The organism is Bradyrhizobium aeschynomenes (genome assembly GCF_013178945.1).
Taxonomy (GTDB): domain Bacteria; phylum Pseudomonadota; class Alphaproteobacteria; order Rhizobiales; family Xanthobacteraceae; genus Bradyrhizobium; species Bradyrhizobium aeschynomenes.
In genome coordinates this window covers 33,382-47,215 of record NZ_JABFDM010000016.1, presented here as the reverse complement: position 1 = coordinate 47,215, position 13,834 = coordinate 33,382, and the positions used below count along the sequence as shown (strand labels likewise).

The 13,834-nt window shown below is 67.4% G+C and carries 12 protein-coding genes; 8 read left to right on the top strand and 4 right to left on the bottom strand.

Going from position 1 to position 13,834, the window contains the following annotated elements:
• Positions 1-35 precede the first annotated feature (35 nt).
• Positions 36-1,709 (top strand): gamma-glutamyltransferase, encoded by a 1,674-nt coding sequence (gene ggt / locus HL666_RS30875; RefSeq protein WP_172185302.1) that lies wholly within the window; start codon positions 36-38, stop codon positions 1,707-1,709.
• A gap of 44 nt (positions 1,710-1,753) precedes the next feature.
• On the opposite strand, the gene HL666_RS30870 is transcribed toward ggt, so the two are convergent.
• From HL666_RS30870 to HL666_RS30855, 4 genes are all read right to left on the bottom strand, one after another.
• Positions 1,754-3,304, bottom strand: coding sequence for a GMC family oxidoreductase (locus HL666_RS30870; protein ID WP_172185300.1), 1,551 nt, complete (start codon positions 3,302-3,304; stop codon positions 1,754-1,756).
• A gap of 84 nt (positions 3,305-3,388) precedes the next feature.
• Positions 3,389-4,723 (bottom strand): acyclic terpene utilization AtuA family protein, encoded by a 1,335-nt coding sequence (locus tag HL666_RS30865; protein WP_172185298.1) that lies wholly within the window; start codon positions 4,721-4,723, stop codon positions 3,389-3,391.
• Between the two features lie 86 nt (positions 4,724-4,809).
• The gene (locus HL666_RS30860; protein WP_172185297.1) at positions 4,810-5,943 is read right to left on the bottom strand and encodes a GGDEF domain-containing protein; all 1,134 of its coding nucleotides are present in this window, start codon (positions 5,941-5,943) and stop codon (positions 4,810-4,812) included.
• A 253-nt stretch (positions 5,944-6,196) separates the two neighbouring features.
• Positions 6,197-7,030, bottom strand: coding sequence for an SDR family oxidoreductase (locus HL666_RS30855; protein WP_172115298.1), 834 nt, complete (start codon positions 7,028-7,030; stop codon positions 6,197-6,199).
• A 124-nt stretch (positions 7,031-7,154) separates the two neighbouring features.
• On the opposite strand from HL666_RS30855, the gene xylB reads away from it, so the two are divergent.
• The 7 genes from xylB (at position 7,155) to HL666_RS30820 (ending at position 13,795) form a co-directional block, all read left to right on the top strand.
• Positions 7,155-8,600, top strand: coding sequence for a xylulokinase (gene xylB, locus HL666_RS30850; RefSeq protein WP_172115296.1), 1,446 nt, complete (start codon positions 7,155-7,157; stop codon positions 8,598-8,600).
• A gap of 152 nt (positions 8,601-8,752) precedes the next feature.
• A complete protein-coding gene (locus HL666_RS30845; RefSeq protein ID WP_172185295.1) occupies positions 8,753-10,276 on the top strand; it encodes a sugar ABC transporter ATP-binding protein in 1,524 nt (507 codons plus the stop codon).
• Complete coding sequence (locus HL666_RS30840; protein WP_172185294.1) at positions 10,269-11,309, top strand: ABC transporter permease subunit; 1,041 nt, start codon at positions 10,269-10,271, stop codon at positions 11,307-11,309. Before HL666_RS30845 ends, HL666_RS30840 begins: the two co-directional genes overlap by 8 nt.
• Before the next feature lie 101 nt (positions 11,310-11,410).
• Positions 11,411-12,358, top strand: a complete 948-nt coding sequence (locus tag HL666_RS30835) for an ABC transporter substrate-binding protein (RefSeq protein ID WP_172185292.1) — start codon at positions 11,411-11,413, stop codon at positions 12,356-12,358.
• Between the two features lie 220 nt (positions 12,359-12,578).
• The gene (locus tag HL666_RS30830; RefSeq protein ID WP_210262363.1) at positions 12,579-12,848 is read left to right on the top strand and encodes a hypothetical protein; all 270 of its coding nucleotides are present in this window, start codon (positions 12,579-12,581) and stop codon (positions 12,846-12,848) included.
• A gap of 60 nt (positions 12,849-12,908) precedes the next feature.
• Positions 12,909-13,247 (top strand): Rieske 2Fe-2S domain-containing protein, encoded by a 339-nt coding sequence (locus tag HL666_RS30825; RefSeq protein WP_172115288.1) that lies wholly within the window; start codon positions 12,909-12,911, stop codon positions 13,245-13,247.
• Positions 13,248-13,327: 80 nt separating this feature from the next.
• Entirely contained in the window at positions 13,328-13,795 is a 468-nt protein-coding gene (locus HL666_RS30820) for a J domain-containing protein (RefSeq protein WP_172185290.1), read from the top strand.
• Positions 13,796-13,834 lie beyond the last annotated feature (39 nt).

Below are 13,834 nucleotides of genomic sequence, written 5' to 3'. Positions count from 1 at the left end.
TCGGTCAGGATCGAGTGCGACAGAGGAGACACCGAATGGCTTCGTCCAGCCACCGCATCGCCGACTTCACCTGCGAAAAGCAGCCAGCGACCGGCGCGCGCGGCATGGTGGTCACCAACCATCCGCTGGCTTCCAGCGCCGGCGCCGAGATGCTGATGCGCGACGGCAATGCGATCGATGCCGCGATCGCAGCCCTGTTCGCGCTCACCGTGGTCGAGCCGATGATGGTCGGCCTGCTCGGCGGCGGCCTGTCGCATATCCGGCTCGCCGACGGCCGCCACATCGTGCTCGACGGCCTCAGCACCGCGCCGCGGCGCGCCAGCGCCGACATGTATGATCCGGTGTCGGACGAGATCGCGCTGGCCCGCGAGACGCGCGACCGCCGCAACGCGGTCGGCGCGTTGGCCGTCGCGGTGCCGGGCGCGCTGAAAGGCTGGTGCGAGGCACTGGCGCGATTCGGCCGGCTGCCGCTGCACGAGGTGATGGCGCCCGCGATCCGGCTCGCCGAGCATGGCTTCGTCGCAAGCGCCTATCTCAACGACTGCGTCCGGCAGGTCGCGAGCGATCTCACCCGCGATCCGAATCTGTCGGCGCTGTTCCTGCCGGGCGGCGAGGCAGTCAAAGCCGGCACGCACGTGATCCAGAGCGACTACGCCGCGACGCTGCGGCTGATCGCCGGGCACGGACCGGATGCGCTCTATGATGGACCGCTCGGGACCGCGCTCGCCAACTACATGACCGGCCAAGGCGGTCTGATCGATCTCGCAGACCTCAAAGCCTACCGCGTGATCGAACGGGAGCCCATTCGCGGCTCCTATCGCGGTTATGAAATCCTCGGCCCGCCGCCGCCCTCCTCGTCCGGCGTGCACATCGCGCAGATGCTCAACATCCTCGAGGGATTCGACGTCGGCGCGCTCGGCTTCGGCTCGGCCGACGGAACGCATCTGCTCGCCGAGGCCCTGAAGATCGCCTTCGCCGATCGCGCGGTCGCGACCGCCGATCCGGCCTTCGTCGACGTGCCGGTCGACCGCCTGACGTCGAAGGCCTACGCCGCCGAGCGGCGTGCGCAGATCGATATGGCCCGCGCCCAGAGCTTCACCCCCGGACTGTCGCCGACCGAATCCGCCAACACCACGCATGTCACGGTGGCCGATGCCGAGGGCAACGTCATCGCCGCGACCCAGACCATCAACGGCCTGTTCGGCGCCTGTGTGCAGATCCCGGGCACCGGCATGACCGCCAACAACTACATGTACAATTTCGATCCGCATCCAGGCCGCGCGCTGTCGATTGCGCCCGGCAAGCGCGTCTTCACCTCGATGGCGCCGATGATGGCGCTGCGCGACGGCAAGCTGCGTTATGCGCTTGGTCTTCCTGGCGGCCTGCGCATCTTCCCCTCGGCGTTTCAGGCGCTGGTCAACCTGATCGACCACGGCATGTCCCTCCAGGAGGCGGTGGAGGCGCCGCGGCTGTGGACGCAGGGCGGCGTGCTCGAACTGGAGCCGGCCTTCCCCGACGATGTGGCGAGGGAGCTCGCGGCACGCGGCCACGAGATCAAGCGCGAGCCGGTCGTCGCCGGCGGCATGAACGCGATCGCGTTCGGCGATGACGGCACGCTGACGGGTGCGGCGTGCTGGCGCGCCGACGGCACGCCGATCGCGATCTCCGGCGGCCGCGCCCGCGCCGGACTGCGCTTCGCCATCGCCTGAGAGAGCGTCGCCCGGATGAGCGGAAGCGACATCCGGGCTACGATCTACGATCTCTGCCGCATCCTCCGGGCGATCGCCTCGCCGATGACGACCGTCGTGAAATGCGTGTTGGCGCGGCAATCGGACGGCATGATCGAGGCGTCGGCGACGCGCAGGCCGGCGATGCCCTTGACGGTGCCGTCCGGATTGACCACGCCGTCATCGTCGTCGAAGTCGCTCATGCGGCAGCTTCCAGCGGCGTGCTGGATGTCGCCGGTGATCTGGCGCAGCAGCGCGTCGAGCTCGGCATCCGGCAGCGCGGCCGCCTGCGACGGTGTGAATGGCGTATCACCGAGCCGGATCCAATCCGCGACGCCTTGCAGCGCCGGCTGTGTCGTGATCACGGCCAGCCGCTTCACCGCATCGCGCATCCGTGCGATGTCGCGCGAATCGGCCAGCATGTTCTCCTCCACGATCGGGTCGACGGCCGGGTCGATCGAGGCGAGCTTCAGCGTGCCGCGCGAGAACGCGTTGAACAGGCCGGCGCCGATCGCGCCGGGCACGCCGATGCCGCGATGGTTGAACGCAATCAGGATCATGTCGCGCTTGCCGCCGCCGGCCAGGCCCGACGAATAGGTGACGCAGCAATTGGTGTGGCGGGTGTCGCGGTCGGTCGGACGCAGCGCCTCGCGCAGCTGGATGGTGGTGCGGAACAGCGGATGATCGAAGAAGTGCCGGCCGACGGGAAGATCGCGGATGACGCCGACGCCCATCGCCTGCAGATCCGCCGCCGGCCCAATGCCCGAGCGCAGCAGGATGGCCGGGCTGTGAATGGCGCCGGCGCACAGCACGATCTCGCGCGCGGCGATGTCCCTTGTGCCCTCGGCTTCGAGATGGACGCGCACGCCGGTGGCCTTGGAATCGCTGATCAGCAGACGATCGACCAGCGCGCGGCCGCGGATCTCCAGATTGGCGCGGCTCCGCGCCGGCTCCAGATAGCCCTCGTTGGTGGAGATGCGGCGGCTGTCGCGGCTGTTGATCGGATAGCAGGCGACGCCCTCGCCATCGGGTCCGTTGAGATCGTCGCACCAGGGATAGCCGCTCGCCAGCGCCGCATCGCGCAAGGCCCGATCGATCGGGCCCCATTGCTCCGGCGGCGCGCGATACACCGGCAGCGGACCGCCGCGGCCATGTCCGCCGCGGTCGCCGAAGGCGAGGTCATCCTCGATCACCGAGAACAGCGGCATGATCTCCCGCGCCGACCATCCGGAGCAACCATTGGCGGCCCATTCGTCGAACGCATCGGCCACGCCGCGGATCGCGATCTGGCCGTTCATCATCGAGCTGCCGCCGAGGCCCTTGCCGCGCCAATAGAACCGCATGTCCTGCCCGGCCACCCGGCGCGACATCAGCTGCGGCCATTGCCATTTCTCCTGCAATGCGCGGTCATGGATGATCGGAATCGGGTTCGGCGTCGCAATCTCCCACGGCACGTCGGCCGCGCGCCAGTCCGCTCCCGCCTCGAGCAGCAGAACCCGCCTCTCGGGATCTTCCGACAGGCGGGCAGCGACGGCTGCTCCCGCGGAGCCACCGCCGACGACAATGACGTCATACATGGATCTGCTTCTCGCTGTGCACGGCCACCGTAACCATGACGGCACCTTGCGCCGGATGATCCGATCCGTGAAGTGCTGGAAATGTCAGGCCACCAGCATGCCAACGCAGGGCTGCGCCGCGTCCTCGGCAACGAGGCAGGACGCCACCGCGATCACCTCGCGCGCCGACTTCCACGCGCCGCCGCCACCCGCCGGTCCGTTGGTGTAGAGCGTCTCGACCTCGTTGCCGATCCTGACCGCCTCGGCCATCGTCTCGGTCCGTCCTGCGACACGAACGCGCACCTCGGAGGGCTCGCGGCCTTGCGCGAGCCTCTCTCCATGCAATGCATCGAGCCCGATCAGATCGCAGCGCAGCTCGCTCATGGCCACGCCCGTCAGCGCCAGACGCGCGCGGACGATGTCCAGCGCGAGCCGGCCGCGCGCGACGGCGCCGGGGCCGGCATAGGAGATCTGGCCCTCGCCGACGTAGGAATCGAGATAGCCGACCGAGGTCTTCAGCAAGCCGGTCTTGGGCTTGCCGCGGCCCCCGACAACCTTGACCCGATCGGAGCCGATCGCCTCGACCGTGACTTGCGAGAAATCAGCCACCACGTCCGGCTGATAGTAGGCTGCGGGATCGTGGATCTCATAGAGCAGCTGCTCCTTCACGGTGGCCGGCGTGACACGGCCGCCGGAGCCCGCGACCTTGGTGACGATCAGTTCGCCATCCTCGCGCACCTCGCCGATCGGAAATCCGAGGCGGGCGAGCTCGGGCACATCCTTGAAGCCCGGGTCGGCGAAATAGCCGCCGGTGATCTGGCCGGCGCATTCCAGGAGATGGCCGACGACGGTCCCCTGTCCGAGCCGGTCCCAATCATCCATCGCCCAGCCGAACTCATGGATCAGCGGGCCGAGGAACAGCGCCGGGTCGGCGGCGCGCCCGGTGATCACGACATCCGCGCCGGCGGCGAGCGCCTCGGCGATGGCGCGCGCGCCGACATAGGCATTGGCGGAGACGATGCGATTGCCGAGACCGGTGATCGTGGCACCGGTGTCGAGCGTGGCGTCAGCCGCTTTCAATCGCGCCAGCACGTCGTCGCCGGTGACGGCCGCGATTCTGAGCCCTGTCAGTCCGAGCTTGCGCGCGGTCGCGCGGGTGGCTTCAGCTGCGGCGACTGGATTGGCCGCACCCATGTTGGTGACGATGCGGACCTTGTTGGCGCGGCAGATCGGCAGCACCGCCTGCATGCGGGCGGCCAGCAGCGGATCGTAACCGGTCTGCGGGTCCTTCAGCCGCGCCTGCTGCGCCAGCGCGATGGTGCGCTCGGCGAGGCACTCGAACACGAGATAGTTCAGCCCGCCTTTGTCGGCAAGCTCGATCGCGGGCTCGATGCGGTCACCGGAATAGCCGGCGCCGGCGCCGATCCTGACGCTTCGCATGAACGCTCCTCCCGCCTGTCATGATCATTGCGATGAGGATAGCGATCCAGCGACGGCCTTGCCAGTACCGGCCGCGCGCAATGGCCTTACAGCGCAGGCGCCAGCGCGGGTGCCTCGCGACAACGCGCCCCTTCGCCGGCAGCCGTTTCAGCATCGGCCCATCGCCACTGATGGCCGCCGGCGCGCTTCGCGGCATAGAGCGCACGGTCGGCCTGGTCGAGCAGCGCCTCCGTTTCCGCCGCCCGGCGCTCGGCAAGGAAGATGCCGGCGCTGGCGCCGATCTGCACGACGCCTCCCGCCAGCGAGAACGGATGCGCGAGCGACGCCACGACCGCCCTGGTCAGCGCGAGCGCCGCATCTCGTCCAGCGGAGCCTGCCGGGACCGGCAGCAGCAGCATGAACTCGTCACCACCGAAGCGGGCCGCGAGGCCGCTCTCGCCGAGACAGTCCAGCAGCCGCTCGCCGACCTGGCACAGCAGCGCGTCGCCCGCCTGATGGCCGAAGCGGTCATTGACCCCCTTGAAGCCATCGAGATCGACCGCGATGATCGCGGCCGGCTGGTCGAGTTGGCGAAGCGCCTCGATGAAGGCTGCACGGTTCGGCAACCCGGTGAGGAAATCCTGGTGCGCCTGGCGACGCAACGCCTGCTGCGCCGTGATCCGTTCGGTGAATGCCGCCGTGAGACGATAGGACGTGCCGCGCAAGGTGATCCAGAACAGCACGACCATTCCGGCGCCCATGCGATACACCGGCTCCGGCTGCATCAGGCAGGCGATCACGGTCGGAATCAGCAGCACGGCCGACGAGCTCATCACGATCCAGGGGCTGACCCGCGACACGATGCCGACGCAGAAGGCCATCGACAGGCCGAAGCACATCCAGATCCCTGGACCATCGCCGATCTGAAACGCGCGCGCCGACAAGGCGCCGACGGCAAGACCGAAGGCGGCGGCACCGAGCCCGTAAAGGCGCTCCCAACGGATGATGGCGTCGTGATCGAGCTGATCGAAGCGGGCCGCGAACATCAGCAGCTTGATGACGCGCAATGCACCGATCACGACCAGCGCGGCCGTGATCGCGGCGTAGCCAGGATCGCGTACGACCCAGGCCATCACGGTCCCGATCACGACGGCAGCAGCCGAAATCGTCCCGACCAGCGGCATCGAGCTGTACAGCAGATGCGCGAGTTCGCGACGAGTGTCCGGGTCCAATCGTTGCATCGCAATTCCATTGCATGAATTGCGCGCACTATCGTACCCACGCCTTAACGAAATATCGCTGCACCCGCGAAGGGCTGCCATGCACCCGCGATGCTTAAGAGAGTCTCACCTGCACGACGACAATTCGAATTGCCTGCGCTTCCCGCCGGCGACTAAAGCGCGATGAGATCAGGATGAATCGTCACCGCGCTTTAGATTGTTGTTTGCGCATGATCTTTTCGGAAAACCGCTGCGCACTTTTCCGGATCATGCTTTAGCTCGCCCAGCTGTCGCGGAATTCACCGAACAGCGTGATGCCGCCGCACGCATAGATCGTCTGCCCGGTGATGTAGCTCGCCTCGGACGAGGCGAGAAAGGCGAACACGCCGGCGATCTCCTCAGCGCTCGCGACCCGCCCCATCGGGATGTGCGACTCCACGACCGCGCGCTTGGCCGGGTCACCGGTCCACGCTGCGTTGATCGGCGTATCCACCGCGCCGGGCCCGACCGAATTGACGCGGATGCCGCGGCCGGCGAATTCGAGTGCCAACGTGCGGGTGAGACCGGCCATCGCGCTCTTGCTGATCGAATAAGCGAGATAGCCGGGCTTCGGAATGATCTGGTGCACGCTCGACGTGTTGATGATGTTGCCGGCCCCGCGGGCGACGAAATGCGCGAGCGCATGGCGCGCGCACAGCACGGCGCCATTGAGATTGACCTCGAGGATGGCGCGATAGGTGTCGACGTCGAGCGCCTCGCTCGGAGACTCCCGCTGGAAGCCCGCATTGTTGACGAGGCAGTCGAGCCGCGGCCAACGCCGTAGCAACGTCTCGAACATTGCGGCGATGTCGGCTTCCACGCCGATATCGGCTTTCACCGTGAAGTGATCGCGCGCAGCATGGCCGCGCGCGGCCGACGCCGCCTGCACCAGCGCAAGTGTCTCATCTCCCGAGGGCGAGGGGCCGCCAAAATTGATCGCGACATGCGCCCCTTCCTCGGCAAAGCGCACCGCGATCGCACGGCCGATGCCCTGCGCGGCGCCGGTCACCAGCGCGTATTGTCCAACGAGACGCGCGGCGCGCTCGGTCGATGGAACGGTTGGCTGCATCTCTCGACTCCTCGGAATGATCCCGCTTGGCGCGGATGGCATGTCGCGGCCCGGATGACAAGGCTATCAGGAGTCTGGTATCGCTCCATTCCTGATCCGTCACGACGCGCGAGCGAGAGGCGCCATGTATCTCGGCATCGATCTCGGTACCTCCGCGGTCAAGACGATCCTGGTCGACGATGCGCAGCGCGTGGTCGCGAGCCGCAGCCACGCGCTGACCATCGATGTGCCGCAGTCCGGCTGGGCGGAGCAGGATCCTGCGACATGGATCGCCGCCGTGTTCGCAACGCTGGATTCGCTCAAGGCGGATCACCCCCGCGAGATGGCCGCCGTCGAAGGCATCGGCCTGTCCGGCCAGATGCACGGCCCGGTGCTGCTCGATGCCGACATGAATCCGCTGCGGCCCTGCATCCTCTGGAACGATGGCCGCTCCGCACGCGAGTGCACGGTGCTGGAACGGCGCTGGCCGGCGTTGCGCGCGACCACCGGCAACAAGGCGATGCCCGGCTTCGCCGCGCCCAAGCTCCTCTGGATCGCGGACCATGAGCCGGAGATCTTCGCGGCCACCCGCCTCGTTCTGCTGACCAAGGCCTATGTCAGGCTGGTGCTCTCGGGCGAGGCGATCGAGGACGTCTCGGACGCATCGGGCTCGCTGTGGCTCGACGTCGTCAGGCGGGACTGGTCCGACGAGGGCCTCGCCGCTACCGGCCTCACGCGCACGCAGATGCCGCGCCTCGTCGAGGGCTGCGCCGAGGCGGGCCGGTTGCGCCACGACCTCACACAGCGCTGGGGCATGTCGAAGCGGCCACTCATCGCGGGCGGCGCCGGCGACAACCCGGCCGGCGCGATCGGTATCGGCGCCGTCCGTCCGGGCGCAACGTTCATTACCCTCGGCACGTCCGGCGCCGTGATCACGCCGGTCGAGTCCGTCACCGCCAATCCCGACCGGATCGTTCACACCTTCTGTCATGCGATCCCGGCGATGTGGCTGCAGGCCGGCGCGATGCTGTCGGCGGGCTCTTGCCTCGCCTGGATCTCACAATTGCTCGGCGCCTCGGAGGCCGAGTTGCTGGCACCGCTGGGCTCCCGGCCCGCCGCACCATCGCCGGTGAGCTTCCTGCCCTATCTCGCGGGCGAGCGGACGCCGCATGACGACACCGATGTGCGGGGCCTGCTCGGCGGCCTGAGCCACGCCACCAGCCGCAGCGCCATCGTGCAGGCCGTGCTCGAAGGCGTCGCCTTTGCATTGGCTGATTGTCGTGACGTGCTGACGGACACGGGCCTGATCATCCCGGAAGCCGATGCAATCGGCGGCGGCTCGCGCTCCGATCTCTGGCTCGCGATCCTGGCGAATGTCTTGAACATCCCGATCCATCGCCTCGCGGAAGGCGAGACCGGCGCTGCATTCGGCGCCGCCCGCCTGGCGCGACTGGCCGTGACCGGCGAGGCGATCGCCAGCGTGTGCATCGCGCCAGCCCGCACCGCGACGTTCTCGCCGGAGCCTGCGCTCGCGGCAGCCTATGCCGAGCGACTGCCGCATTGGCGCCTGCTCTATCGTCCCAGCCATTAGATCTGCTCCCGGCGCGCGACGTTCAATCGCGTCGACGTGTTGCAGTTGCGTCTCTTCCATATTGTATTCGGCGACAGCCTCTAGTTTAATGACTTCCCCGCGCCAGCGATCAACGAGCCGCGGAAACGAGACGACGTGCATTGGGAGGCACGATGAGCGGTCCGATCCTCGAGATGCGCGGGGTGTCGAAGTCATTCTTCACCATCAAGGCCCTGCAGAAGGTCGACCTCACCGTCTATGCCGGGGAAGTCCATGCATTGATGGGCGAAAACGGCGCCGGCAAATCCACCCTGATGAAGATTCTCTCCGGCGCCTATCGCCCCGATCCCGGTGGTGAGATCCGGATCGAAGGCAAGGTGGCGCGCATCGAAGGGCCGATGGGCGGCCGAAACGCCGGCATCTCGATCATCTACCAGGAGTTGTCGCTGGCGCCGAACCTGACGGTCGCCGAAAACATCTATCTCGGGCGCGAGCTGTCGCAGACCGGCCTGCTTTCGCGCGGCGCCATGCGCGAGGGTGTCGGCCCGATCCTGCAAAGACTCGGCGCGGATTTCTCGGCATCGACCTTGGTTGCCGAGTTGTCGATGGGCCAGCGGCAGCTGGTCGAGATCGCCCGCGCGCTGCATGCGCGCTCCAAGATCCTGATCATGGACGAGCCGACGACGTCGCTGTCGGCTGGCGAGAGCGAGAAGCTGTTCGCGCTGATCCGCCAGCTGCGCAGCGAAGGTCTCGCGATCATCTACATCTCGCACCGCATGGACGAGGTCTATGCGCTGGGTGACCGCGTCACCGTGCTGCGCGACGGCAGGCTGGTGGGCTCGCTCGACAGGCCGGAGATCCGCGCCGACAGCATCGTCCGCATGATGGTCGGCCGCGACGTCTCGTCCTTCTACAAGAAGGACCACGACCCGCACGCCAAGCGCGACCGCGCGGTGCTGACGACCGTCGATCTCGGCGACGGCCGCCGTGTCAGAAACTGCTCGCTGACCGTTCATGCCGGCGAGGTGGTCGGCCTCGCCGGACTGATCGGCGCGGGGCGCACCGAGCTCGCGCATCTGATCATCGGGGCTGCGCCGAAGACGACCGGACACATCGAGCTCGACGGCGAGCGCATCGACATCGACACGCCGCGCGACGCGCTCGATGCCGGCATCGCCTATCTCACCGAGGATCGCAAGGCACTCGGCCTGTTCCTCGACATGTCCTGCGCCGACAACATCAACCTCGCCGTGATCGGCCGCGACGCGAAGCTCGGCGGCATTCTCGACCGCGACAAGGCGAAGACACGCGCCGACGAGGCATTCGCGGCGCTGGGCATCCGCGCGCCCAATCCCGGCGTCACGGTCGGCGGCCTGTCGGGCGGCAATCAGCAGAAGGTGCTGCTGTCGCGGCTGCTCGCAACGGCGCCGAAAGTGCTGATCCTGGACGAGCCGACCCGCGGCGTCGACGTCGGCGCCAAGTCCGAGATCTATTCGATCATCGACAATCTCGCCAAGTCCGGCACCGCGATCCTCGTCATCTCGTCCGACCTGCCGGAGATCCTCGGCATCTGCGATCGCGTGCTGGTGATGCGCGAGGGACATCTCGCGGGCGAGCTGCAGCAGAGCGCGACATCGCCCATGACCCAGGAAGACATCATGGCGCTGGCCACGGGGACGGAGCACGTCGATGCCTGACAACAGTCCAGCTCAAGCCGAGACCGCACCCTCATCCGGCCTGCCGTCGGCAGCCGACAACAAGCAGCAGCGGCTGCGGCTGATGATCCGCGCCGCCGGCATGCTGCCGGTGCTGCTGATCTTGTGCATCGGCTTCCACATGCTGTCGGAAGGACGCTTCTTCACCGGACAAAATCTGGGAATCGTGCTGCAGCAGGCCGCGGTCAACACCGTGCTCGCCGCCGGCATGACCTTCGTCATCCTGACCGGCGGCATCGATCTTTCGGTCGGCTCGATCCTCGCCGCGGCGGCGATGGCCGGCCTGACACTGTCGAAGATGCCCGAGCTCGGCGCGCTCTGGCTGCCGGCGGCGGTGCTGACGGGGCTGGCCTTCGGTGTCGTCAACGGGGCGCTGATTGCACTCCTGCGGCTGCCGCCCTTCATCGTCACGCTCGGCTCGCTCACCGCGGTGCGCGGCCTCGCCCGGCTGATGGGCGGCGACACCACCGTGTTCAATCCGTCGATCCCCTATGCGTTCATCGGCAACGCCTCGCTGACGATCATCCCCGGCATCGTCTCGATCCCCTGGCTGGCGGTGATCGCGCTGCTGGTGATCGTGGCGTCGTGGCTGATCCTGCGCCGCACCGTGCTCGGCGTTCACATCTATGCCGTCGGCGGCAATGAGAGCGCGGCGCGGCTTGCCGGCATCAAGGTCTGGGCGGTGCTGATCTTCGTCTACGGCATGTCCGGCCTGCTCGCCGGCCTCGGCGGCGGTATGCAGGCGGCGCGGCTGTATGCGGCGAACGGCCTGCAGCTCGGCCAGTCCTATGAGCTCGACGCCATCACCGCCGTGATCCTCGGCGGCACCTCCTTCGTCGGCGGCATCGGCTCGATCTGGGGCACGCTGGTCGGCGCCCTCATCATCGCGGTGTTGTCGAACGGGCTTATCCTGGTCGGCGTGTCCGACATCTGGCAATACGTCATCAAGGGCCTCGTGATCATCGGCGCCGTCGCGCTCGACCGCTACCGGCTGCAGGGCTCGGCGCGCACCTGAGAGACATCGGCGGGCGCCGCGAGCGCCTTGCCGCAACGGATTCTTCCACGGCCACTGGTCCGCCGTGCGTAGACCAACAGAAAGGGCCAGGGAGGAAACAGATGTTCAAGTCGATGTTATCAGCCGGTGCCGCGCTGGCGCTCGTCATGAGCTCCGCGCCGTCATCAGCCAAGGAGCTGAAATCGATCGGCGTGTCGCTGGGCTCGCTCGGCAACCCGTTCTTCGTCGCATTGTCGAAGGGCGCCGAGTTCGAGGCCAAGAAGACCAACCCCAACGTCAAGATCACCGCGGTCGGCTTCGAGTACGACCTCGGCAAGCAGGTCACGCAGATCGACAATTTCATCGCCGCCGGCGTCGACATGATCCTGCTCAACCCCGGCGATCCCAAGGCTATCGGACCCGCGATCAAGAAGGCGCAGGCCGCCGGCATCCTCGTGGTCGCCGTCGACACCGCGGCTGAAGGCGCCGATGCCACGGTCACCACCAACAACGTGCAGGCCGGCGAGATTTCGTGCCAGTACATCGTCGACAAGCTCGGCGGCAAGGGCGACGTGATCATCCAGAACGGTCCGCAAGTCTCCGCCGTCATCGACCGCGTCAACGGCTGCAAGAGCGTGCTCGCCAAGGCTCCTGGCATCAAGCTGCTGTCGAGCGACCAGGACGGCAAGGGCTCGCGCGAGGGCGGCCTCACGGTGACGCAGGGCTATCTGACGCGCTACCCGAAGATCGATGCGATCTTCGCCATCAACGATCCGCAGGCGATCGGCACTGATCTCGCCGCCCGCCAGCAGCAGCGCACCGGCATCATCATCACCGCCGTCGACGGCGCCCCGGACATCGAGGCAGCGCTCAAGGATCCGGCCGCGCAGCAGATCCAGGCCTCGGCCTCACAGGATCCGTTCTTCATGGCCCGCCGCGCCGTGCAGATCGGCGTCGGTCTGTTGAACGGCCAGAAGCCGGCTTCGACCGTCGAGCTGCTGCCCTCCAAGCTGATCACGCGCGACAATGTCGCCCAGTACAAGGGCTGGACCTCGGAGCGGAAGGAGTAGATCCACACGCTCTTGCACCCGGCATCTTCAGCAGCGCCGCCCGTCACCGGGCGGCGTTTGCTCGGGAACTCAGCGTTGCATCGATGCAGGTCAGAATCGAAAGGCGACTGGCGACGGACTCGCGCGTGTGCAGGAGATATGGCAAACAACGCCTTGGACGAAGGAATTTCGATCCGCGCCGGCGAGTTGAAGCCGACAGTTCCTTTGGGGGTGGATGCCGATGGCTACGAAGCTCGACGACGCCATCCGCATCCATCCCGAGCGTCATCTCGAGGTCGTCGACTACAGGCTCAGCCAGGGCGCGCGGCAGAAGGCCGATCTCGTGCAGCTCGCGATCTACGCGCATCTGCTGCCGATCTGGCGTCCGGGCTGCGCGTTCTCCGGCACGCTGGAATATTATCTGCCCACATTCCACGAGGTCGCAGTCGCACCGGACGAGGCAGCCGTCGCATTGTCGCGTGTCCGACAACGATCGTCGGTTTGTGCTTGATTTCCGCTGGTCCGGAACTTGCGTGAGCCAGCCTGACGTCACCATTCCCTGGGCGATCCGATGGCTTTCACTGCAGTCTGTCCGACAAGCGCCATATCCGAAGGCGGCATGGGCCTGTTTCAGGTCGGCAAGAAGAGCGTGCTGCTGCTCTGGCCCGCGGGCGGCGAGCTGAAGGCGTTTCGCGGCCGCTGTCCGCATGCCGACGTGCCGCTGACCGAGGCGACCTTCGACGGCAAGACCATCACCTGCCCGCACCATCAATGGGGCTTCGACGGCGTCAGCGGCAAATGCGTCACGCATCTGGTGCGCAACACGCTGCACGCCTATCCGCTGCAGGTCGAGGGCAGCGAGATTCAGGTCGATGTCGGGCCGGTCAAGCCTCTCCGGGCGCCGGCCTGACGCAGAGAGGATGGGGGCAGCCGAGGGCGGCGCCTGCAAGGGCGCCACGGCAGAACGGCAGCATCGACGAGATCAGCAGCATGACCAGCGCCGGCGGATGGGTGATCTGGAACGGATCGATGGGGATCGTCGACGAGGTCCGGCTCGGCCGCATCGTCGACGGCGCAACCGGACGGCTCGCGTCGCTCGCGCCGCCGTACGACGTCGTCGGACCGTTCAGCCTCGACGAGCTGGAGACACAGGGCCGCATCACGTTCGGCGCGTGTCTGGTGATGTCACAGCAGCGCTGGCGACAGGATCAGGATGCGCTGCGCATCGCGGCACGGGCCGCGCGTCGCGCTCTGCTGGATCAGTTCGCACGCGGCGAGGATGATGAAGCCTTCCGCGCCATCCTCGAGCTGCCGTTGCAGGGCCGCCTGACGGCGTCCGACATCAAGACCGCGTTCCGTCGGCTCGCCAAATCAGCCCATCCCGACGCGGGCGGCAGCAGCGAGCTTTATCGGCGCATCTCCGAGGCGCGCGAGGCGCTGCTGGCGGAATTGGGCTGAAGTCGCGGCCACCGGCTGACGGGACGCCGTTCGGCGCCC

What these genes read in the sequence shown, in the direction of transcription:
- HL666_RS30830 (WP_210262363.1), top strand. Translation starts at nt 12,579, where the DNA reads ATGGCTACGAAGCTCGACGACGCCATCCGCATCCATCCCGAGCGTCAT.
- xylB (WP_172115296.1), top strand. Translation starts at nt 7,155, where the DNA reads ATGTATCTCGGCATCGATCTCGGTACCTCCGCGGTCAAGACGATCCTG.
- HL666_RS30870 (WP_172185300.1), bottom strand. Translation starts at nt 3,304, where the DNA reads ATGTATGACGTCATTGTCGTCGGCGGTGGCTCCGCGGGAGCAGCCGTC.
- HL666_RS30835 (WP_172185292.1), top strand. Translation starts at nt 11,411, where the DNA reads ATGTTCAAGTCGATGTTATCAGCCGGTGCCGCGCTGGCGCTCGTCATG.
- HL666_RS30825 (WP_172115288.1), top strand. Translation starts at nt 12,909, where the DNA reads ATGGCTTTCACTGCAGTCTGTCCGACAAGCGCCATATCCGAAGGCGGC.
- HL666_RS30820 (WP_172185290.1), top strand. Translation starts at nt 13,328, where the DNA reads ATGACCAGCGCCGGCGGATGGGTGATCTGGAACGGATCGATGGGGATC.
- HL666_RS30865 (WP_172185298.1), bottom strand. Translation starts at nt 4,723, where the DNA reads ATGCGAAGCGTCAGGATCGGCGCCGGCGCCGGCTATTCCGGTGACCGC.
- HL666_RS30855 (WP_172115298.1), bottom strand. Translation starts at nt 7,030, where the DNA reads ATGCAGCCAACCGTTCCATCGACCGAGCGCGCCGCGCGTCTCGTTGGA.
- HL666_RS30845 (WP_172185295.1), top strand. Translation starts at nt 8,753, where the DNA reads ATGAGCGGTCCGATCCTCGAGATGCGCGGGGTGTCGAAGTCATTCTTC.
- ggt (WP_172185302.1), top strand. Translation starts at nt 36, where the DNA reads ATGGCTTCGTCCAGCCACCGCATCGCCGACTTCACCTGCGAAAAGCAG.
- HL666_RS30840 (WP_172185294.1), top strand. Translation starts at nt 10,269, where the DNA reads ATGCCTGACAACAGTCCAGCTCAAGCCGAGACCGCACCCTCATCCGGC.
- HL666_RS30860 (WP_172185297.1), bottom strand. Translation starts at nt 5,943, where the DNA reads ATGCAACGATTGGACCCGGACACTCGTCGCGAACTCGCGCATCTGCTG.